Source organism: Bradyrhizobium retamae (assembly GCF_001440415.1).
Taxonomy (GTDB): domain Bacteria; phylum Pseudomonadota; class Alphaproteobacteria; order Rhizobiales; family Xanthobacteraceae; genus Bradyrhizobium; species Bradyrhizobium retamae.
In genome coordinates, this window is sequence record NZ_LLYA01000101.1 from 1 (window position 1) to 21,557 (window position 21,557).

Consider the following 21,557-nt stretch of genomic DNA (forward strand, 5'->3'; position numbering starts at 1 on the left):
CCGCCGCCGCGGATGGCCGCACCACCCCCGCCACCCGCGCGTATGGCCGCACCGCCGCCGATGGCTGCGCCGCGTGCGGCGCCGGCTCCGGCGGCCGCGGCCAGGGGGTGCCTGCCGGGCCGATGCTGATCATTAGCCGGCCAGATCCCGGGTCTGGCCGTAGCGGCCCTAAATCGCGGGACGGGAAGACCGACAAGCCGGCCGTATTTCCTTGCTTCTGGCTGGAATCCGGCTATATAGCGCGCCATCTCACACGGAAACATGGCTCTCAAAGGCCGTCCGGTGGCAACCGGGCCAGTCAGGCTCGTTTGCTCACACGTTTCCGGAGGAACCAACCGGAGAACTATTACTATGGCGCTACCCGATTTTTCCATGCGTCAGCTCTTGGAAGCTGGCGTCCACTTTGGCCATCAATCGCACCGCTGGAATCCCAAGATGGCGGATTACATTTTCGGTGCCCGCAATAACATCCACATCATCGACCTCGCCCAGACCGTGCCGATGCTGCATCGCGCGCTGCAGGCGGTTTCCGACACGGTTGCCAAGGGCGGCCGCATCCTGTTCGTCGGCACCAAGCGGCAGGCGCAGGACGGCGTTGCCGAGGCGGCCAAGCGCTCGGCGCAGTACTTCGTCAATTCGCGCTGGCTCGGCGGCACGCTGACCAACTGGAAGACGATTTCGGGATCGATCAAGCGCCTGCGTCACCTCGATGAGGTGCTGTCGTCGGGCGAGGCCAACTCCTACACCAAGAAGGAGCGGCTGACGCTGCAGCGCGAGCGCGACAAGCTCGACCGCTCGCTCGGCGGTATCAAGGACATGGGCGGTCTTCCTGACATGATCTTCGTGATCGACACCAACAAGGAAGACATCGCGATCCAGGAAGCGCAGCGGCTCAACATTCCCGTTGCCGCGATCGTCGACACCAACTCCGACCCGAAGGGCATCACCTTCGTGGTGCCGGGCAATGACGATGCCGGCCGCGCCATTTCGCTGTATTGCGACCTGATTGCCCGCGCCGCCATCGACGGCATTTCGCGCGCGCAGGGCGATTCCGGCATCGATATCGGCGCCGCCGTTCAGCCGGTTCGCGAGGAAGTTCCGGCAGCGCCCCAGCCGACCGGCTTCCAGGGACTGGCCGGTCCGCGCGGCACTGCCGACAACCTCAAGAAGCTCACTGGCGTGTCGGGTACGATCGAGAAGAAGCTCAACGACCTCGGCATCTTCCATTACTGGCAGCTTGCCGAACTCGACCACGACACCGCGCACAAGATCGGTGAAGAGGTTGGTCTTCCGAGCCGGGCCGATGCCTGGGTCGCCCAGGCCAAGACGCTGACCGCGGAAGCGGAATAATTGGTTGGCCGCGTGGCCGGGTCTTCCGGCCACCGGTCCTGCTCCCCAGATACGGCATTCCCTGTAGCTGACGACGGCACGGCGCAAAGCGCGCGGCGCGCCCGCAGCCACAGGCAAGAAGGATATTCGACGATGGCAACGATCACTGCGGCAATGGTCAAGGAACTGCGCGAGTCGACCGGCGCGGGCATGATGGACTGCAAGGCAGCGCTCACCGAAACCGCGGGCGACATGCAGGGCGCCCAGGATTGGCTGCGCAAGAAGGGCCTCTCGAAGGCCGCGAAGAAGGCCGGCCGCGTCGCGGCCGAAGGCCTGATCGGCGCGGTTACCTCGGGCGTCAAGGGCGTCGTGGTCGAAGTCAATTCCGAGACGGATTTCGTCGCCCGCAATGAGCAGTTCCAGGGCCTCGTCAAGATGATCGCGCAGGTCGCGCTCGACGTCGGCGCCGACGTCGAGAAGATCAAGGCGGCAAAGGTCGGCAGCGTCACCGTCGAAACCGCGATTTCGGACGCCATCGCCACCATCGGCGAGAACATGACGCTGCGCCGTGCTACCTCGCTCGAGGTCGGCAAGGGCGTGGTGTCGAGCTACGTCCATGGCGCCGTGATCGATGGCGCCGGCAAGATGGGTGTGCTGGTCGCGCTTGAATCCACCGGCAAGACCGATGAACTCGCGCATCTCGGACGTCAGCTTGCGATGCATGTGGCTGCGACCAATCCGCAGGCGCTGGATCCATCCGGCCTCGACCCCGAGATCGTGAAGCGCGAAAAGGACGTGCTGGCCGACAAGTATCGCCAGCAGGGCAAGCCGGAAAACGTGATCGAGAAGATCGTCGAGTCCGGCCTGAAGACCTATTACAAGGAAGTCTGCCTGTTGGAGCAGGCGTTCATCCACGACGAAAAGGGCAAGTCGGTCGCGCAGGCGGTGAAGGAAGCCGAAGGCAAGTTCGGTGGGCCTGTCAAGATTGCCGGATTTGTGCGCTATATGCTCGGCGAGGGAGTCGAAAAGCAGGAATCCGATTTCGCAGCCGAAGTCGCGGCGGCCAGCGGCAAGAAGTAACCGCTGCGGTCAAGTCTTCCGGCGCAAATGCGCCGGAAGTCGCCTGCGCGGGAGAGGGAAGCGTAAGCAATGGCTGAGCCGGTCTATCGTCGCGTCGTGATCAAGCTCTCAGGCGAGTATCTCGCAGGTAGCCATTTCTTCGGCATCGACCAGCCTACCGTTGACCGCATCGCCGACGACCTGATCGCGGCCCACAAGCTCGGCGTCGAGGTGGCGGTCGTGATTGGCGGCGGCAACATCGTTCGCGGTGTGGAAGTGTCCTCGCGCGGCGTTTCGCGCCCGACCGGTGACACCATGGGCATGCTCGCCACCGTGATGAACTGCCTGGCGCTGGAAGCCGCCATCGAGCGCAAGGGAGCCCCGGCGCGGACCTTATCGGCTTTTGTGATGCCCGAGATTTCCGAGCTGTTCACCCGCAGTGCAGCGCACAAATATCTCGCGGATGGACGAATCGTCCTGCTTGGCGGTGGAACCGGCAATCCATTCTTCACCACCGATACCACGGCGGTGTTGCGGGCGGCCGAGATCGGGGCGCAGGCGGTGCTCAAAGCCACCAATGTCGACGGCGTTTACAGCGCCGACCCCAAAAAGGACCCGTCCGCCAAGCGTTTTGATCGGCTGACGCATTCGCAGGCGATCGCCGGCGACTACAAGGTGATGGACGCGACTGCATTCGCGCTTGCCCGCGAGACGTCACTGCCTATCATCGTATTCTCGATCGCCGAGCCGGGCTCGATCGGCGCGATCCTGCGCGGGACCGGCCACGGCACGGTGGTTGCCGGCTGATATGCCGGTTGCAGTTTCGAACCGCGGCTTCAAGACGCCAGCGGCTAATTTTCCAAGGAGGGGAGAGCGTTATGCCCACGCCCGGTTTTGACATCAACGAATTGAAGCGCCGCATGCAAGGCGCCACCCATGCGCTCAAGCACGAGCTCGGTGGCTTGCGGACCGGCCGCGCGGCAGCGTCCATGCTGGAGCCGGTGCAGGTCGAGGCCTACGGCTCGCACATGCCGCTCAACCAGCTCGCCACCGTCAGCGTGCCCGAGCCGCGGCTACTTTCCGTCCAGGTGTGGGACAAGTCGATGGTGAAAGCCGTGGAGAAGGCGATCGTCGATTCCAATCTCGGCCTCTCGCCCGCGACCGAAGGACAGGTGCTGCGCCTGCGGATTCCCGAGCTTAACGAGGAACGGCGCAAGGAACTGGTGAAGGTCGCGCATAAATACGCCGAGGCCGCCAAAGTTGCCGTTCGCCACGTCCGTCGCGACGGCCTGGATATCGTCAAGAAGCTCGAGAAGAATCACGAGATTTCCGAAGACGATCAGGAGCGGCTCGCCAACGAGGTGCAGAAGGCGACCGACGGAACGATTGCGGAAATCGATCAGTTGCTGGCGGCGAAGGAAAAGGAAATCCTCACCGTTTGATCGCAACGTTTACGAGTTGAGACTGGCCCTGGAATTCAGATAATGCCGAACGCCGCTGCCCCCGCTACGGAAGGACCGGATCGCTCCGTCCCGTTGCATGTGGCGATCATCATGGACGGAAACGGGCGCTGGGCGGCAGCGCGCGGCTTGCCGCGCGCCGAAGGCCACCGTCGCGGCGTCGAGGCGCTGCGCCGCGTCGTTCGCGCTGCCCATGAACTCGGCGTGCTCTATCTGACGATCTTTTCGTTCAGCTCCGAAAACTGGTCGCGGCCGGCGACCGAAATCGGCGATCTCTTCGGATTGCTCCGCCGCTTCATCCGCAACGATCTGGCGACGCTGCACCGCGACGGCGTGCGCGTGCGCGTGATCGGCGAACGAGAAGGGCTGGAGCCCGATATCTGCACGCTCTTGAACGAGGCCGAGGAACTGACGAGAGCCAATACCAAGCTCAATCTCGTGGTCGCGTTCAATTACGGATCGCGCCAGGAAATCGCCGGCGCTGCCCAGCGGCTGGCGCGTGAAGTCGCGGAGGGCAAGCGCGATCCCGCCTCGATCGATGCCGATGCGCTCGGCCGCTATCTTGATGCACCTGACATTCCCGATCCCGACCTGATCATCCGCACCAGCGGCGAACAGCGGCTGTCGAACTTCTTGATGTGGCAGGCGGCCTATAGCGAACTTGTGTTCGTGCCGATCCACTGGCCGGATTTCGACAAGGCTGCGCTCGAAAGCGCCATTGCCGAATATGCCAGACGGGAACGCCGTTTCGGCGGTCTGGTTGCGAAAACCGGATCGTGACCGACCCCGAGCCCTCGCCGGCGGCAGCAAGCGCGCCCGATTCACGCAATCTCGTGATGCGTATCGCCGCTGCCGCGGTGCTAATCCCGCTTGCAGTCGCCATCGCCTATGCGGGCGGGTGGCTGTGGGCCGCGCTGGTGACGCTGGCGGCCATCGGTCTGTTCGTCGAATGGCTCGCGATCGTGGGCCTCGCCGGGGCAACGCGTGTGATCGTCCCGGGCGTGGCCGCGCTTGCGCTGGGCGGGGTTTGCTTTGCGATCGGCCGGCTCGATGCCGCCCTGACCGTGCTCGGCATCGGCTTTGTCGCGGTTGTGTCGATCGCGCCGGAGCGGCGAAACTGGGCGGCGGCCGGATTTCTGTACGCGGCGGCGGCCGAGATTGCCTCGGTGCTGGTGCGTCTGGATTCCACGAAGGGTTTTGCCGCCCTGATGTTCGTGCTGCTGATTGTGTGGGTGACTGACAGTGGCGGCTATTTCGCGGGCCGCGGTATTGGCGGGCCGAAACTGTGGCCGCGCGTCAGCCCGAAAAAGACCTGGGCCGGCGCCGTCGGCGGCTTTGCCGCCAGTCTGGCCGTGGCAGGCGGATTTGCCGCCTTTGGTCTCGGCAAAGTGGGGCCGCTGCTGGTGCTTTCGGCGGCCCTTTCGGTCGTTTCGCAGCTCGGCGACCTCTTCGAATCCGCCGTGAAGCGCCGTTTTGGCGTAAAGGACTCAAGTCACATCATCCCCGGCCATGGCGGACTAATGGATCGTCTGGACGGGTTTGTCGCAGCCGTTGTCGTGGCGGCACTTTTCGGCTTTCTGCGGGGCGGCGCCGATGGCGTCGGTCGCGGTCTTATGGTTTGGTGAAACGATGAGCGCAGTTCCATTGCGTAACAACAAGGCCGTTTGGTCGGATGCGCGCACCGTCACGGTGCTGGGCGCCACCGGTTCCATCGGCGACAGCACCATGGACCTGCTGCGCGGTGCGCGCGACCGCTATCAGGTCGAGGCGCTGACCGCGAATTCCAATGTCGAAGCGCTGGCCAGGCTCGCGAAGGAATTCGGTGTACGGTTCGCTGCGATCGCCGACCCCGCGCGCCTTGGCGAACTGAAGGATGCGCTGGCAGGCACGAACATCGAATGCGGCGCCGGCGAAAGCGCGATCATCGAGGCCGCCGCGCGTCCCGCCGACTGGGTGATGGCGGCGGTGAGCGGCGCGGCCGGGCTGAAGCCCGCGCTCGCTGCGGTCGACCGCGGCGCCGCCGTCGCATTGGCGAACAAGGAATGCCTGGTGTGTGCCGGCGATTTCTTCATGCAGCGCGCGGCGAAGGCCGGCGCCTGCATCCTCCCGGCGGATTCCGAACACAACGCGCTGTTTCAGGCGCTCTCTTCCGGCAATCGCGAGGAATTGGTGCGCGTGATCATTACCGCATCCGGTGGCCCGTTCCGCACCTGGGCGCCGGCCGACATCGAGCAGGCGACGCTTGAGCAGGCCTTGAAGCATCCGAACTGGAGCATGGGCCAGAAGATCACCATTGATTCGGCCTCGATGATGAACAAGGGTCTCGAAGTCATCGAAGCCTCCTATCTGTTCGCGCTTTCGGCCGACGAAATCGACGTCCTCGTGCATCCGCAGTCGATCATCCACGGCATGGTCGAATTCTCCGATCGCTCTGTGGTTGCGCAGCTCGGTGCGCCCGACATGCGCATCCCGATCGCGCACTGCCTTGGATGGCCCGATCGAATCGTTGGCCCGTCGGCCAGGCTGGACCTCGCAAAAATCGGCCAGCTCACGTTCGAGGCGCCGGACTTCGAGCGGTTCCCGGGCTTGCGGCTGGCCTATGAGGCGTTACGTACAGGACGTGGCGCGACCACGGTATTCAACGCCGCCAATGAGGTGGCGGTGGCGGCGTTCATTGCCGGAAAGATCAAATTCGGATCGATCGCGCGCCTCGTCGAAGCCACCATCAACGATTGGATTCGTGCCGGGAACCTTGCGCCTTTGAGCTCGGCGGACGACGCGATCTCCGTTGACCATAACGCGCGAAATCGAGCCGCCTCCCTATTGCCTCAAATTGCCTTAAAGGCATCCTAGAGGGTTGGGGACGGAGCCATCGGCTCTTGTCGAGGGGAACCTGATGTCAGAGTTTTTTTTAAGCAGTTTCAGTACGTTGGGCCACGGGCTCATCGGCTACATCATTCCCTTTTTGTTCGTTCTGACCATCGTCGTGTTCTTTCATGAACTCGGCCACTTCCTGGTCGCCCGCTGGGCGGGCGTGAAGGTGTTGACGTTCTCGCTCGGGTTCGGGCCGGAACTTGCCGGCTTCAACGACCGCCATGGCACGCGCTGGAAGATCTCCGCGATCCCGCTAGGCGGCTACGTGAAGTTCTTCGGCGACGAATCGGAGGCCTCGACGCCCGCATCGGCCGAATCGCTCGCCCGCATGAGCGACGAAGAGCGCGCAGGCAGCTTCCATCACAAGAAAGTCGGCGCGCGCGCAGCCATCGTGGCCGCCGGTCCGATCGCGAATTTCATTCTGGCGATCGTCATTTTCACCTGTCTCTTCACTTTCTTCGGCAAGCCGAGCACGACTGCACGCGTCGACAAGATCGAAGCCAGCAGCGCCGCCGAGCGGGCGGGCTTTCAGGTCGGCGATGTCGTCACCGCCATCGACGGCAAGAAGATTGGCAGCTTCTCGGACATGCAACGCTTCGTGAGCGTTCGCGCCGGCGAGACCATGACCTTCACCGTCAAGCGGGGTGATTCCACGCTTGAATTGAAGGGCACGCCGGAACTGCGCGAGGTGAAGGATCCGTTCGGAAACACCCAGCGGCTCGGGATTCTCGGCATTACCCGTGCGACCTCGCCGGGCGAGGTGACCACCGAGAAGGTCGATCCGGCGACGGCATTCTGGCTCGGAATCAAGGAAACCTGGTTCGTCATCGAGCAGACGCTCGCCTATATCGGTAACATTTTTACCGGCCGGGCGAGTGCGGACCAGATCGGCGGGCCGATTCGGATCGCGCAGATTTCGGGGCAGGTGGCAACCTTGGGAATCATTCCGCTGCTGCATCTGGCGGCGGTGCTGTCGATTTCGATCGGGCTATTGAATTTGTTCCCGGTGCCCTTGCTCGATGGTGGTCACCTTATGTTCTATGCGGCCGAGGTGCTCCGCGGGCGTCCATTGTCGGAGAAATCCCAGGAATACGGGTTCCGAGTCGGGCTGGTTCTGGTCCTGATGCTGATGGTGTTCGCCTTCTATAACGACTTCCATCAGGTGCCCTGGCTGAAGGGGCTGTTCGGGAGGTCGTAGAAGCGGCTTTTTTATGACGTTGCCCTTTGGCAACGTCTTGGAATGAAATTGGAATCGCATCGCGATGTCTGGTTTGCCCCCCTGTCGAAATTGGCTACAAGCAATGCAACTTTGGGATTCTGCCGGTTCGTAGGGGTACGAGCCGGCAGTGCAATGACGAGGGCGCGTTGCGCATGATGTTGGGAATGCGAGTGCGGGGGGGTCTGCTGGCCGCTCTGATCATGATGGCCGCGCCGATGGGGGGCGCGTTGGTGTCTGTGCCGGCTGCGGCCCAGACCGCGGCGTCGATCGTCGTTGAAGGGAACCGGCGTGTCGAGGTCGAGACCATCCGCTCCTACTTCAAGCCGGGCCCCGGCGGCCGCCTCGGCCAAGCCCAGATTGACGATGGCCTGAAAGCGCTGATCGAGACTGGCCTGTTCCAGGACGTGCGAATCAACCAGGTCGGCGGCCGGCTGGTCGTGACCGTCGTCGAAAACGCCGTGATCGGGCGCATCGCCTTCGAAGGCAACAAGAAGGTCAAGGACGAGCAGCTTTCAGCTGAAATCCAGTCCAAGCCGCGCGGTACTTTCTCGCGCCCGATGGTTCAGTCGGACGCCCAGCGCATCGCCGAAATCTACCGGCGCTCCGGCCGCTATGACGTGCGCGTCACCCCGGAAATCATCGAGCAGCCGAACAACCGCGTCGACCTGATCTTCACGATCACCGAAGGCAGCAAGACCGGCGTCAAGTCGATCGAGTTCATCGGCAACGTCGCCTATTCGTCCTATCGGCTGAAGGACGTCATCAAGACGCGCGAATCGAACCTTCTGAGCTTCCTCGGCGGCGCCGACGTCTACGATCCCGACCGCGTCGAGGCCGACCGCGATCTGATTCGTCGCTTCTACCTCAAGAACGGTTACGCCGACGTGCAGGTGGTCGCCGCGCTGACCGAGTATGACCCCGACAAGAAGGGCTTCCTCGTCACCTTCAAGATCGACGAGGGGCAGCAATATCGCGTCGCCTCTGTCGATTTCCAGACCTCCATCCCGACCCTCGATGCCAACTCGATGCGCAGCTTCTCGCGCGTCAGTGTCGGCTCGGTTTACAACGCCGAGGCGCTGGAGAAATCCGTCGAGGAAATGCAGATCGAGGCTTCGCGGCGCGGCTACGCCTTTGCGGTAGTGCGTCCGCGCGGCGATCGCAATTTCGAGCAGCACACGGTTTCGATCGTGTTCGCCGTCGACGAAGGCCCGCGAACCTATATCGAACGCATCAACGTCCGCGGCAACACCCGTACCCGCGACTACGTGATCCGCCGCGAGTTCGATCTGTCCGAAGGCGATGCCTACAACCGTGCCCTGGTCGATCGCGCCGAGCGCCGGCTGAAGAACCTCGACTTCTTCAAGAGCGTGAAGATTCTGACCGAGCCCGGCTCGTCGACCGATCGCGTGATCCTGATCGTCGATCTCGAAGAGAAATCGACCGGCGACTTCTCGGTGTCGGGCGGCTATTCGACCACGGACGGTGCGCTGGCCGAAGTCAGTATCTCCGAGCGCAACTTCCTGGGCCGCGGCCTCTATGCGAAGGCTGCCGTGACCTACGGCCAGTACGCGCGTGGCGGCTCGCTGTCGTTCGTCGATCCCTATCTGTTTGACTACCGCGTCGCGCTTGGCCTCGACCTGTTCTATCGTGAACAGCTCGCCAACAGCTACATCGCGTACGGCACCAAGACGCTGGGCTTCAGCCCGCGGCTCGGCTTCACTCTGCGCGAAGATCTCGCGCTCCAGTTGCGCTACTCGATCTACCAGCAGGAAATCTCGCTGCCGAACGCGCTCGCGAATTGTAACAACAACTCGGCGAACTCGTTGCTCGCGTTCAACCCGTCGCCGGCATTTGCGAATCTGGTCGGTGCGCCCGCGGGCGGATCGATAACGTCAGGGGGCCAAACCGCCACTGACGTCTCCGGCCAGGGCCTGTGGTGCTACTTCGACGGTGAAGCCTCGCTGCCGGTCCGCAGGGAACTGCAGAGCGGCAAGGCGCTGACCTCGTCTGTTGGCTATTCGCTGAACTACAACACGCTGGACAACAACAAGAACCCGACCGACGGCTTGCTGATCGACTGGAAGCAGGACTTTGCCGGTGTCGGCGGCGACGTGAGCTACATCAAGTCGGCAATCGACGCGAAGTACTACACCCCGCTGGTTGCCGATATCGTTGGCCTGATCCATCTCCAGGGCGGTATTCTCAACCAGTTCGGTGGCAGTGAACTGCGCATGCTGGATCACTTCCAGATGGGCCCGAACCTGGTGCGCGGTTTTGCGCCGAATGGTATTGGTCCGCGCGATTTGAACCCGTTCGGCACGCGTGACGCGCTCGGCGGCACCAAGTACTGGGGCGCGTCGTTCGAATTGCAGATGCCGTTCTGGTTCCTGCCGAAGGAAGTTGGGCTCAAGGGCTCGGTCTATGCCGACGCTGGCGGACTGTTCGACTACAAGGGTCCGACGTCATGGGCGGCAACGGGCGAGGTCAATGTGCCTGGCTGCATCCCGCCGACGCAGGCGACGGCGACGACTGCGGCTAATCCTGGAACTTGTTTGGGATTGCAGTACGACAACGGCAACGTCGTTCGCACCTCGGTGGGTGTCGGCTTGATCTGGGCCTCGCCCTTCGGTCCGCTCCGCTTCGACTATGCGGTTCCGCTTACGAAGGGCCAGTTTGACCGCGTGCAGGAATTCAAGTTTGGCGGTGGCACATCGTTCTGAGGTGTCTTGAAGCGAAATGGACTAAGGTCCGCGTGACGAGAACACCAAGGAATAAGAGGAGGGTTCGGCTCCGTTTCGTCGGAGCCGGCTCTCCGGTGTGAATGGCGGCCGGACTGCAACGGGTGAAATGGCGCAGCCGATATTCTTCAAACAGCCTCCTTCCTCAACGCTGGCCGAGCTGGCCGCGTTGACGGGAGCGGTATTGGTCAATCCTGCGCGGGACGGTGATGTGATTAGGGGCCTCGCTTCGCTCGACGAAGCCGGTCCGATGCATCTGACGTTCTTCGACAATCTCAAATACGCCGATCAGCTCAAGACGACCAATGCCGGCGCTTGCCTGGTCAGCCCGCGTTTCGAGGCCCAGGTGCCCGCCCATGTGGCGGTGCTGCGGGCGGCCCAGCCGTTCCGTGCCTTCATGAAGCTGGCGCGCGAGTGGCACGCCGATGCGCTCCGCCCGCAATCATGGTTCGACAATGACGGCATCGCGCCATCGGCGATCATCGACCCGTCCGCCCATCTCGAGGACGGCGTCATCGTCGATCCGCTCGCGGTGATCGGCCCGCGGGTCGAGATCGGTACTGGCACCGTAATCGGTGCCGGCGCGGTGATCGGCGCCGACGTCAAAATCGGCCGCGACTGCAATGTAGGTGCGCGCAGCGCTATCCAGTTCGCCCTGATCGGCAACAACGTCCTGATCCATCCCGCCTGCAGCATCGGCCAGGACGGTTATGGCTTCATTTTTTTCGGCCCCGAGGGCCATCTGAAGGTGCCCCAGACCGGTCGCGTCCTGATCCAGAACGATGTCGAAATCGGCGCCGGCACTTGCATCGACCGCGGCAGCCTGCGGGATACGGTGATTGGCGAGGGCACCAAAATCGACAATCAGGTCCAGATCGGCCACAATGTGACCATCGGCAGGCACTGCCTGCTCGCGGCCCAGATCGGGCTCGCGGGCAGCCTGACGATCGGTGACAACGTCGCGCTGGGCGCCAAGGTGGGCATCAACAACCACCTCAAGATCGGCGATGGCGCGCAGGTGACAGCGATGAGCGGGGTCAAGGACGACATTCCGCCCAACGGCCGCTGGGGCGGTTTCTTTGCAAAGCCGACCAAGCAGTGGTTCAAGGAGATTATTGCAGTGGAGCGGCTGGTGCAGGGTGGCGCCGTCGATCCGAAAGGCGAAGGGCGCGAGTGATGGAGGAGGCACCGGTCAGATTCGAGCTTGTGGACATCAACGAGATCCTCAAGACGCTCCCGCACCGTTATCCGATGCTGCTGATCGATCGGGTGATCAATATCCGGACCGATTACAGCGGCATCGGCATCAAGAACGTTACCTTCAACGAGCCGCCGTTTCTCGGCCATTTCCCCGAACGTCCGGTCTATCCCGGCGTGATGATGATCGAGGCCATGGCGCAGACCGCCGGCGTGATCGGCATCAAGTCGGTCGAAGGCACTGAAAAGCCGCGCGCGGTTTATTTCCTCACCATCGACAAGTGCAAATTCCGCAAGCCGGTGATGCCCGGCGACACTATCGAATACCACATGCGCTCGATCGGCCGCCGTAAGGCGATGTGGTGGTTTCACGGCGACGCCAAGGTAAATGGTGCCGTGGTTGCGGAAGCCGACGTCGGCGCGATGCTGACGGATTGAGCCGGATTGAATTTACCCGTCACACAAAGACCGGCAAGCTGCTCAGCGGCAAGGACGTGTCTCCCGTCGACGCCCTGACCGACAGCGGCGCCGGCAGTGTGTCGGCGATGGCGAACCCCGACGGCAAGAACGCTAAAATTGGGCGCGCCGTCCGCGATCTCGTCAATGCGCCTCTGAAAGCCGGCGTCAATAATGTGATGGTGACGCACAAGACCAACGTCGCCGATGCCTTCGGAAAGGAATTTGGCGATATCCGCGAGGGCGAGGCGCTCGTCTACAAGACCGGTGGCTCGGGCCCGGCCGTCCTGGTCGCGCGCGTACAACCTGGCGAATGGATTGCTCAGACCGGCAGCTAGAGTCTTTTTCGGTTCTGATTGAATCAGAACCGGGCTTTAGATTCTTGTTTTGACGCGTTTTCTTGACGCGAACCGGTGTCCACCCCAAACGCTTTAGCAGGACACCGTTCGACCGTGGATCGGTCCAGCTTTAATTGTGACGTGTTGATGGAACTTCAGCCGGCCCAGCAGCTTTTATAGATACCGTGGGAAATCTGTTGGCGGATGGCCGCATGAAGTCTCTCTGGGTCGGTGTTGCACTGCTAGGCGCAGCTATTGTTCTCGGCGGACATGCCGTAGCCCGCGATGACGGTCGCTACGCCAAATCCCCGCTCAAGTCGTGGTTCGACAGCCTCAGGAGCGGAAAGGGGCCATGTTGCTCCGACGCTGATGGCTCCGTTGTCGCCGATGTCGATTGGGAATCCAAGGACGGTCATTACCGCGTGCGGCTCGAGGGCCAGTGGATCGATGTCCCCGACGATGCGGTGATTACCGAGCCCAATCGCGCCGGCCGAACCATGGTGTGGCCGATGAAGGACTCACTCGGGATTTCGATCCGTTGCTTCCTGCCCGGCAGCATGACATAGCGACGGCTTGTCTCGGCCTTCGGCTGGGGAGACGGGCGGCAGCGGATGGGAATCTTGCAGGCGTTGCGCGCCCGACACATGACGTAATCATACGTCACTAGACAGCATTGAAATGCCGCGCTAACCACCGGAAAACGCGAGATATTCGCGCGCAATCGATGGCTGGGCTGCTTGATGGGTACGATCGATCCAACCGCGCGGGTTGAGGATGGCGCTGTGATCGGCGAGGGGACGACAATCGGTCCCTATTGCATCATCGGGCCGAACGTCACCATCGGCGCGAACTGCAAGTTGACCGGGCATGTGAACGTGGCGGGGCATACGACCATCGCCGATAGCTGTGTCATTTACCCGTTTGCTGCATTGGGAGGCCCCCCGCAGGACCTCAGCTATCGCGGTGAACCGACCCGGCTCGAGGTCGGCGAGGGATGCACCATCCGCGAAGGTGTAACGATGAATATCGGAACGAAGAAGGGCGGCGGCCTCACGCGGGTGGGCGCGCGCGGTTACTTCATGAACAACAGCCACGTCGGCCATGATTGCGTCGTGGGGAGCGACGTTATCTTCGCGACGTCTGCAACGCTGGGCGGTCATTGCGAGATCGGCGATTTCGTCTACATCGGCGGGCTCTCGGCCGTGCATCAGTTCACGCGGATCGGGCCGCAGGTCATGGTCGGTGGCGTCTGCGGCGTCCGCGGCGACATCATTCCGTTCGGGCTCGCCAATGGACAATATGCCAGTCTCGAAGGGCTGAACATCATCGGCATGAAGCGCCGCAAGTTCACCAGGGAGCGGCTCGCCAAGGTGCGCTCGTTCTACCAAAAGCTGTTTCACGGGCCTGGTATTTTTGCCGAGCGGCTGAATGCGGTGCAGCCGATGGCTGGAGAGGATCCGGCGATCGCCGAAATCCTCGCCTTCATCGGCGACGGTAAACTTCGTCCGCTCTGCCTTCCCGCCGGCGACGGCAACAAACCTTGATGACGGGATCGCCGCAGCCATGATCTCAGCGGCTTCCGACATTTCATCGCCCGTCGGCGTCATCGCAGGCGGCGGCGCGATGCCGTTCGCGGTGGCGGAGTCGCTTGCCGCGCGGGGATTGGCGCCAGTGCTGTTCGCGCTGCGCGGCGCCTGCGATCCGGATCGCGTCGGCCGCTTCCGCCATCACTGGATCTCGGTCGGACAACTCGGCCGCGCGACAAGGCTGTTCCGTAGTGAGGGCTGCCGCGACTTGATTTTCATCGGTACGCTGCTGCGGCCTGCGCTCTCGGAAATCAGGCTGGACTGGGGAACGATCCGCGTGATCGGCCGCGTCTGGGCGGCGTTTCGCGGCGGCGACGATCACCTGTTGTCGGGGATCGGCCGCATCCTCGAACAGGACGGTTTCCGGATGGTCGGCATCAGGGATGTCGCCCCGGACGTTCTGATGCCAGAGGGGCAAATTGCCCGCGCCATGCCGGATGCCGCCGCCGCCGCCGATATTGCCAAGGGGCGGGAGGTGCTCGGCGCGCTCGGTCCGTTCGACATCGGGCAGGCCGTGGTCGTGATCGACGGCCATGTGGTCGCGGTCGAGGATATCGAGGGCACCGATGGGCTGCTGGCGCGGGTGGCGAGGCTGCGCGAGGCGGGGCGCATTCGCGCCAAATCCGGCCGCGGCGTGCTGGTGAAGGCGCCGAAGAGCGGGCAGGATTTGCGCTTCGACCTGCCGGCCGTGGGCGCAAAAACCATCGAAGGCGCAGCTAGCGCCGGGCTCGCCGGCATTGCCGTGATCGCCGGCCATACGATTGCAGCGGACTCGCAAGCCATGATCGAGGCCGCCGATAGCGCCGGTCTGTTCGTTCAGGGCTTGCCCGCGTGACGCCGCCTCGCGCGACCGCCGGGATGGAGCGGAGGATATTTCTGATCGCGACGGAGGAATCCGGCGATCGCCTCGGCGCCAGCTTGATGAAAGTGCTGCGCCAGCGCCTTGGCGATGCGGTACAGTTCGAGGGCGTCGGCGGCCGCGCAATGGCACGTGAAGGCCTGGAGTCGCTGTTTCCGATTGAAGAACTCTCGATCATCGGGCTAGCCGCAGTCGTCAAGGAACTGCCGAAGATCCTCGGGCTGATCAAGGAAACGGCTATCGTGGTGACGGAGGCATCGCCCGATATTCTCGTCATCATCGACAGCCCCGACTTTACCCATCGTGTCGCGAGGCGTGTGCGCGCCAAGAATCCCAAGATTCCGATCGTCGATTATGTGTCGCCCTCGGTATGGGCCTGGCGGCCCGGCCGGGCGCGCGCGATGCTGAAATACGTCGATCACGTGCTGGCGCTGCTGCCGTTCGAGCCCGAGGCCTATCGCAGGCTGCACGGCCCTCCCTGCACCTATGTCGGTCACCCCCTGACCGAGCAACTGACCTCGCTGCGGCCGAATGCCGATGAGACCAGGCGACGGGCGGAATCGCCGCCGGTGCTGTTGGTGCTGCCGGGAAGCCGCCGCAGCGAAATTCGTCACCACATGGCGGTATTCGGCCAGGCGGTGGGACTGCTGCAGGAGCAGGGCACGCCGTTCGAACTGGTGCTGCCGACCATGCCGCACCTGCAGGAGGCGGTCGTAGATGCGGTGAAGGGCTGGCCGGTGCAGCCCCAGGTCGTCATCGGCGAGCAGGAGAAGCGGGCCGCATTCCGGATCGCGCATGCAGCGCTCGCCAAATCCGGCACCGTGACGCTCGAACTGGCGTTGGCTGGCGTGCCGATGGTGACGGCCTACCGGACCGGCGCTGTGGAAGCCTGGATCTTGCGGCGGGCGATCAAGGTGAACTCGGTGATCTTGGCCAATCTCGTGATCGGCGAGAATGTCGTGCCGGAGTTCCTGCAGGAGAACTGCACGCCGGAAAAGCTCGCAGCCGCGCTGCGCGAGGCGTTGGGCGACAGCGAGCTGCGTCGAAAGCAACTCGAAGCATTCGGCAAAATCGACGGCATCATGTCGACCGGCAACCAGCCGCCCAGCGTGCGCGCCGCCGATATCGTGCTGGCGACGATGCACAAGGCGCGGCAGGGGTAGGATTGTAGGATGGGTGGAGCGAAGCGATACCCATCAATCGCGGCATACACTGGCGATGGGTATCGCTGCGCTCCACCCATCCTACGAAAAAGCAGAAAAGCCGGACGCGATGATCGCATCCGGCTTTCCGAATTGGCGTAAGCGACGTCGCTTACTTCCGCTTGTCCATCGCCACGTAATCGCGGCGGGCGACGCCGGTATAGAGCTGGCGCGGACGGCCGATCTTCTGGTGCGGGTCCTCGATCATCTCGCTCCACTGGCTGATCCAGCCGACGGTGCGGGCGACCGCGAACAGCACGGTGAACATCGAGGTCGGGAAGCCCATCGCCTTCAGCGTGATGCCTGAATAGAAGTCGACGTTCGGGTAGAGCTTGCGGTCGATGAAGTACTGATCGTTGAGCGCGATCTTTTCCAACTCCAGCGCCACCTTCAGCATCGGGTCGTCGCCATGGCCGGTCTCGGCCAGCACGGCGTGACACATCTTCTGCATGATCTTGGCGCGCGGGTCGTAGTTCTTGTAGACGCGGTGGCCAAAGCCCATCAGGCGGACTTCGCTGTTCTTGTCCTTCACCTTCGCGATGAATTCCGGAATCTTGTCGACCGAACCAATCTCCGCGAGCATCGCCAGCGCCGCTTCATTGGCGCCGCCATGCGCCGGGCCCCACAGGCAGGCGATGCCGGCGGCGATGCAGGCGAAGGGGTTGGCGCCGGACGAGCCGGCGATGCGCACCGTCGAGGTCGAGGCGTTCTGCTCGTGATCGGCGTGCAGGATGAAGATCTTGTCGAGCGCGTCAGCCAGCACCGGATTGATCTTGTAGTCCTCGCAAGGCACTGCGAAGCACATGTGCAGGAAGTTCTCGGCAAAGGAGAGGGTGTTCTTCGGATACATGAAGGGCTGGCCGACGGTGTATTTATATGCCATCGCGGCCAGCGTCGGCACCTTCGCGATCATCCGCATCGACGCGATCATGCGCTGCTTCGGATCGTTGATATCGGTGCTATCGTGATAGAACGCGGCCAACGCACCGACGGCAGCGACCATGATCGCCATCGGATGGGCGTCGCGGCGAAAACCCTGGAAGAAGCGGGCCATCTGCTCGTGAACCATGGTGTGATGGATCACGCGGTGGTCGAAATCCTGCTTCTGGGCCTTGGTCGGAAGTTCCCCGTAGAGCAGGAGGTAGCAGGTCTCGAGGAAATCGCCCTGTTCGGCGAGTTGCTCGATCGGGTAGCCGCGGTATTCCAGCACGCCGGCGTCGCCGTCGATATAGGTGATCTTCGACTGGCAGCTTCCGGTGGAGGTAAAGCCGGGGTCGTAGGTAAACATCCCGGCCTGGGCGTAGAGCTTGGCGATGTCGATGACATCTGGCCCCACCGTGCCGCTGAGGATCGGGAAATCGTAGGTCTTGTTGCCTACCGTGAGCGTTGCAGTCTTGCTGGATTTTGCGTCCATCGTGAAGTCCCCGATGAAATCGTTGCGAAAACCGCGCCTGACCCTGGTGCCATTTTCCGGGGCACAAGCAAGGAGGCCGGCTTGTCTGGAGGCGGCGGCAAATGGGTTAGCTTATTGCCCTGTGCACTGCAAGATGGCCGGAAACCCGCATAAGGTAGGGGCTTCAGCCGGCCGCCTGATCAGCTAGCCGACCCAGACATTCCTCCCGCCCCAGGACTGCCAAAACGTCGAAAATGCCGGGCGAAGTCGTCCGCCCGGTCAGCGCCACCCGGAGCGGCTGGGCGACGGCGCCGAGCTTGAGGTTGTTCTGCTCCGCGAAATTCCGCATGGCGGATTCGGTGGTCTCGGCATGCCAGTCGGTCACGGTTTCCAGCGCGGTGCGGAGCTGACCGATCAGCGCCCGGGTTTCCGGCGTCAGCAGAGCCAAGGCCTTCGGCTCGATCTGGAGCGGACGGTCGGCAAAGATGAAGTAGGCGCCCGAGATCAGCTCGATCAGCGTCTTGGCGCGTTCTTTCAAGCTCGGCATCGCCCGCAGCAATTGCGCGCGGGTGGTGTCGTTGAGTTTTGCCTTCAACTCGGCGCCATCGGGCACATAGTCCAGAACGCTCTCGAACTGGGACACCAGCGCGCCGTCATCGGCGTGGCGGATGTAGTGGCCGTTGAGGTTTTCCAGCTTGGCGAAATCGAAGCGTGCAGCAGACCGCCCGATCGCGGGCAGGTCGAACGCATCGATCATTTCCTGCGTCGAGAAAATCTCCTGGTCGCCATGGCTCCAGCCGAGCCGGACTAGGTAATTGCGCAGCGCCGCCGGCAGATATCCCATGGCGCGGTAGGCATCGACACCGAGCGCGCCATGGCGCTTCGACAGTTTTGAACCATCGGGCCCGTGGATCAGCGGAATATGGGACATGTTCGGGATGTCCCATCCGAGCGCATCATAGATCTGCTTCTGGCGTGCGGCGTTGATCAGATGGTCGTCGCCGCGGATGACATGGGTCACGCCCATGTCGTGGTCGTCGACCACGACAGCCAGCATGTAGGTCGGATTGCCGTCGCCACGCAGCAGCACGAGGTCATCGAGGTTTTCGTTCTGCCAGACCACGCGGCCCTGCACCTGATCCTCGATCACGGTCTCGCCGGTCTGCGGGGCCTTCAGGCGAATGGTCGGCTTCATGCCGGCGGGCACTTCTCCCGGATCACGATCTCGCCACATCCCGTCATAAAGGCGCGTGCGGCCCTCTGCGCGCGCTTTCTCGCGCATCGCGGTCAGCTCCTCCGCGGTGGCGTAGCAGCGGTACGCCTGGCCGCTGGCGAGCAGCTGCTCGGCCACTTCGCGATGACGGGCGGCGCGGCTGAACTGATGGATGACGTCGCCGTCCCAGTCGAGCTCGAGCCATTTCAGCCCATCCAGGATGGCGGCAATGGCGGCTTCCGTGGAGCGCTCGCGGTCGGTGTCCTCGATCCGCAGCAGCATCTTGCCGCGGCGCTTCTTGGCATAGAGCCAGTTGAACAGCGCGGTCCGGGCCCCTCCGATATGGAGGAAGCCGGTGGGCGAGGGGGCGAAGCGTGTGACGACGGGTTCAGTCATTACCAAGCGCGTGAGCGGTGAACGGCGGTGGTGTATAGCAGGAACGATGCATAACTAAAGCCCGGGCCGGTGGCAAAGTGGGCTTGGCTCACAGGGGCGAATTTGGCAGAAGGTTCGCCAATCCCTAACAGGAACTCAGGATGACCACAGAACCGGTAACGGCAGAGGCGGGGCGCGATTTCATCCGCGACATCGTCCAGGCCGATCTCTCTTCCGACAAGCACAGCCGGATCGTGACCCGATTTCCGCCGGAGCCGAACGGCTATCTGCATATCGGCCATGCCAAGTCGATTGCCCTCAATTTCGGCATCGCGCAGGAGTTCGGAGGCAAGTGTCATCTGCGCTTCGACGACACCAACCCGACCAAGGAAGAGCAGGAATATATCGATTCCATCCAGGCCGACGTGCACTGGCTCGGCTACGACTGGGGAACAGATCTCTATTACGCCTCCGACTATTTCGATCGTCTGTATGACTGGGCGGAGGGCCTGATCAAGGCGGGCTATGCTTATGTCGACGACCAGTCGCAGGAGGAAATCCGTATCAACCGCGGCACGCTGACGGAACCCGGCAAGAACTCGCCGTTTCGTGACCGCACGGTGGAGGAAAACCTCGACCTCTTCCGACGCATGAAGGCCGGCGAGTTTCCGAACGGCAGCCGCGTGCTGCGCGCCAAGATTGACATGGCGGCCGGCAACATCAACCTGCGCGACCCCGTGCTCTACCGCATCCTCCATGCCGAGCATCCGCGCACCGGCACCAAATGGTCGATCTATCCGAGCTACGATTATGCCCACGGCCAGTCGGACGCCATCGAAGGCATCACGCATTCGATCTGCACGCTGGAATTCGAGGACCACCGCCCGCTCTATGAGTGGCTGCTGGACAAGCTGCCGGTGCCGTCAAAGCCGCGCCAGTACGAATTCGCCCGCCTCAATCTGACTTACACGCTCTTGTCGAAGCGCGTGCTGACACAGCTCGTCCGCGATGGTCACGTCTCCGGCTGGGACGATCCGCGCATGCCGACGATTGCCGGGTTGAAGCGCCGCGGCGTGCCGCCGGCGGCGGTGCGCGAATTCGTCAAGCGTATCGGCGTAGCGAAAGCCAACAGCGTGGTCGATGTCGGCATGCTGGAATTTTGCATTCGCGAGCACCTCAACAAGACGGCGCAGCGGCGGATGGCGGTGCTGCGGCCGCTGAAAGTCGTGATCGAGAATTATCCGGAAGGGCAGACGGAGGAGCTCGAGGCCGTCAACCATCCTGACGATCCGGCCGCGGGCACGCGCAAAATCTCGTTCGGCCGCGAGCTCTATATCGAGCGCGACGATTTCATGGAGAACCCGCCCAAAAAATTCTTCCGCCTGTCGCCGGGCAACGAGGTGCGGCTGCGCTACGCCTATTTCGTGAAATGCACCGGCGTCATCAAGAACGACGCCGGCGAAGTGGTCGAACTGCGCTGCACCTACGATCCCGCGACCAAGGGCGGCAACGCCCCTGACGGCCGCAAGGTCAAGGCCACCATGCACTGGCTGTCGGCCAAGGATTCGGTACCGGCGGAAATCCGCGTCTACAATCAGCTCTTCTCGAATCCGAGCCCGAGTGCGGCGAATTTTGCCGCCGATCTCAACCCGGAATCGCTGGAGGTGCTGCCCGAGGCGCGGGTCGAGCCGTCGGTCGCATCAGACAATTCGGGCGAGGTGATGCAGTTCGAGCGGCAGGGCTATTTCGTCCGCGACAAGGATTCCGCGCCGGGCAAGCCGGTGTTCAACCGCACGATTGGGCTGCGCGACACGTTTGCCAAGGAAGTCGGCGGGAAGGGGTGAGGTCAATCGATGGCGTCATCCGAACGGATTGCGACCGAAGATATCGTCGCCGGCATCATGGGAAAATGGACGAAGGCTTTCAGCGGGCTGGATGCCAAGGCTCTCGCCTCGCTTTATTCGAAAAACGCGTTCTTCTTCGGCTCGAAGCCGAACTTCTATTGCGGCAATGACGGCGTTAAGGCCTATTTCGAAGGGCTGCCGCGATGGCAGTCGCCATCGGTCCAATTCACCGATGTCAAAACCGCGCAGGCGGCTCCCGACCTGATCAACGTCGCGGGCACAGCGTCCTTCGCTATCGAGAAAGATGCCGAGCCGCTGGTGGTGAAAATTACCTGGGTGATCGTTCGCGAAGACGGCGAATGGAAGATAGTCAGCCATCATGTCTCGTCGAAGACACCGCTGATTGAGCCGTAGG

The 21,557-nt window shown here is 62.8% G+C and carries 20 protein-coding genes; 18 read left to right on the forward strand and 2 right to left on the reverse strand.

The window, feature by feature from the left end:
• Positions 1-351 precede the first annotated feature (351 nt).
• From CQ13_RS11605 to lpxB, 16 genes are all read left to right on the forward strand, one after another.
• Positions 352-1,350: a 30S ribosomal protein S2 gene (locus CQ13_RS11605; RefSeq protein ID WP_057843031.1), complete on the forward strand. Its 999-nt coding sequence runs from the start codon at positions 352-354 to the stop codon at positions 1,348-1,350.
• A gap of 132 nt (positions 1,351-1,482) precedes the next feature.
• Positions 1,483-2,409, forward strand: a complete 927-nt coding sequence (tsf, locus tag CQ13_RS11610; RefSeq protein ID WP_057843032.1) for a translation elongation factor Ts — start codon at positions 1,483-1,485, stop codon at positions 2,407-2,409.
• 69 nt (positions 2,410-2,478) lie between these two features.
• Complete coding sequence (gene pyrH / locus CQ13_RS11615) at positions 2,479-3,195, forward strand: UMP kinase (RefSeq protein ID WP_057843033.1); 717 nt, start codon at positions 2,479-2,481, stop codon at positions 3,193-3,195.
• Between the two features lie 71 nt (positions 3,196-3,266).
• The gene (gene frr, locus CQ13_RS11620; RefSeq protein ID WP_057843034.1) at positions 3,267-3,830 is read left to right on the forward strand and encodes a ribosome recycling factor; all 564 of its coding nucleotides are present in this window, start codon (positions 3,267-3,269) and stop codon (positions 3,828-3,830) included.
• 42 nt (positions 3,831-3,872) lie between these two features.
• The gene (locus tag CQ13_RS11625) at positions 3,873-4,628 is read left to right on the forward strand and encodes an isoprenyl transferase (protein WP_057843035.1); all 756 of its coding nucleotides are present in this window, start codon (positions 3,873-3,875) and stop codon (positions 4,626-4,628) included.
• Between the two features lie 56 nt (positions 4,629-4,684).
• Positions 4,685-5,473, forward strand: a complete 789-nt coding sequence (locus CQ13_RS11630; protein WP_430649681.1) for a phosphatidate cytidylyltransferase — start codon at positions 4,685-4,687, stop codon at positions 5,471-5,473.
• Positions 5,474-5,477: 4 nt separating this feature from the next.
• Positions 5,478-6,701 (forward strand): 1-deoxy-D-xylulose-5-phosphate reductoisomerase, encoded by a 1,224-nt coding sequence (gene dxr, locus CQ13_RS11635; RefSeq protein ID WP_057843134.1) that lies wholly within the window; start codon positions 5,478-5,480, stop codon positions 6,699-6,701.
• A gap of 43 nt (positions 6,702-6,744) precedes the next feature.
• Positions 6,745-7,920 carry an RIP metalloprotease RseP gene (gene rseP, locus CQ13_RS11640; protein ID WP_057843037.1) on the forward strand — a complete coding sequence of 392 codons (1,176 nt, stop codon included), beginning with the start codon at positions 6,745-6,747 and terminating at the stop codon, positions 7,918-7,920.
• A 173-nt stretch (positions 7,921-8,093) separates the two neighbouring features.
• A complete protein-coding gene (bamA, locus tag CQ13_RS11645; protein ID WP_057843038.1) occupies positions 8,094-10,661 on the forward strand; it encodes an outer membrane protein assembly factor BamA in 2,568 nt (855 codons plus the stop codon).
• Positions 10,662-10,788: 127 nt separating this feature from the next.
• Positions 10,789-11,856, forward strand: coding sequence for a UDP-3-O-(3-hydroxymyristoyl)glucosamine N-acyltransferase (lpxD, locus tag CQ13_RS11650; RefSeq protein WP_057843039.1), 1,068 nt, complete (start codon positions 10,789-10,791; stop codon positions 11,854-11,856).
• A complete protein-coding gene (gene fabZ / locus CQ13_RS11655; RefSeq protein ID WP_057843040.1) occupies positions 11,856-12,314 on the forward strand; it encodes a 3-hydroxyacyl-ACP dehydratase FabZ in 459 nt (152 codons plus the stop codon). Before lpxD ends, fabZ begins: the two co-directional genes overlap by 1 nt.
• Positions 12,311-12,670 (forward strand): histidine phosphatase family protein, encoded by a 360-nt coding sequence (locus CQ13_RS11660; RefSeq protein ID WP_057843041.1) that lies wholly within the window; start codon positions 12,311-12,313, stop codon positions 12,668-12,670. The genes fabZ and CQ13_RS11660 overlap by 4 nt, the downstream gene beginning before the upstream one ends.
• A gap of 212 nt (positions 12,671-12,882) precedes the next feature.
• Positions 12,883-13,236: a hypothetical protein gene (locus CQ13_RS11665; RefSeq protein WP_057843042.1), complete on the forward strand. Its 354-nt coding sequence runs from the start codon at positions 12,883-12,885 to the stop codon at positions 13,234-13,236.
• Positions 13,237-13,410: 174 nt separating this feature from the next.
• Entirely contained in the window at positions 13,411-14,214 is an 804-nt protein-coding gene (gene lpxA / locus CQ13_RS11670; RefSeq protein WP_057843043.1) for an acyl-ACP--UDP-N-acetylglucosamine O-acyltransferase, read from the forward strand.
• Between the two features lie 19 nt (positions 14,215-14,233).
• A complete protein-coding gene (locus tag CQ13_RS11675; RefSeq protein WP_057843044.1) occupies positions 14,234-15,091 on the forward strand; it encodes an LpxI family protein in 858 nt (285 codons plus the stop codon).
• A 23-nt stretch (positions 15,092-15,114) separates the two neighbouring features.
• Positions 15,115-16,278: a lipid-A-disaccharide synthase gene (gene lpxB / locus CQ13_RS11680; protein WP_057843045.1), complete on the forward strand. Its 1,164-nt coding sequence runs from the start codon at positions 15,115-15,117 to the stop codon at positions 16,276-16,278.
• A gap of 151 nt (positions 16,279-16,429) precedes the next feature.
• On the opposite strand, the gene gltA is transcribed toward lpxB, so the two are convergent.
• Positions 16,430-17,731 (reverse strand): citrate synthase, encoded by a 1,302-nt coding sequence (gene gltA / locus CQ13_RS11685; RefSeq protein WP_057843046.1) that lies wholly within the window; start codon positions 17,729-17,731, stop codon positions 16,430-16,432.
• A 163-nt stretch (positions 17,732-17,894) separates the two neighbouring features.
• Positions 17,895-19,319, reverse strand: coding sequence for a glutamate--tRNA ligase (gene gltX, locus CQ13_RS11690; RefSeq protein WP_057843047.1), 1,425 nt, complete (start codon positions 19,317-19,319; stop codon positions 17,895-17,897).
• A gap of 140 nt (positions 19,320-19,459) precedes the next feature.
• On the opposite strand from gltX, the gene CQ13_RS11695 reads away from it, so the two are divergent.
• Both CQ13_RS11695 and CQ13_RS11700 read left to right on the forward strand, forming a co-directional pair.
• Positions 19,460-21,142 carry a glutamine--tRNA ligase/YqeY domain fusion protein gene (locus CQ13_RS11695; RefSeq protein WP_057843048.1) on the forward strand — a complete coding sequence of 561 codons (1,683 nt, stop codon included), beginning with the start codon at positions 19,460-19,462 and terminating at the stop codon, positions 21,140-21,142.
• Between the two features lie 9 nt (positions 21,143-21,151).
• Entirely contained in the window at positions 21,152-21,556 is a 405-nt protein-coding gene (locus CQ13_RS11700; protein ID WP_057843049.1) for a nuclear transport factor 2 family protein, read from the forward strand.
• Position 21,557: the final 1 nt, after the last annotated feature.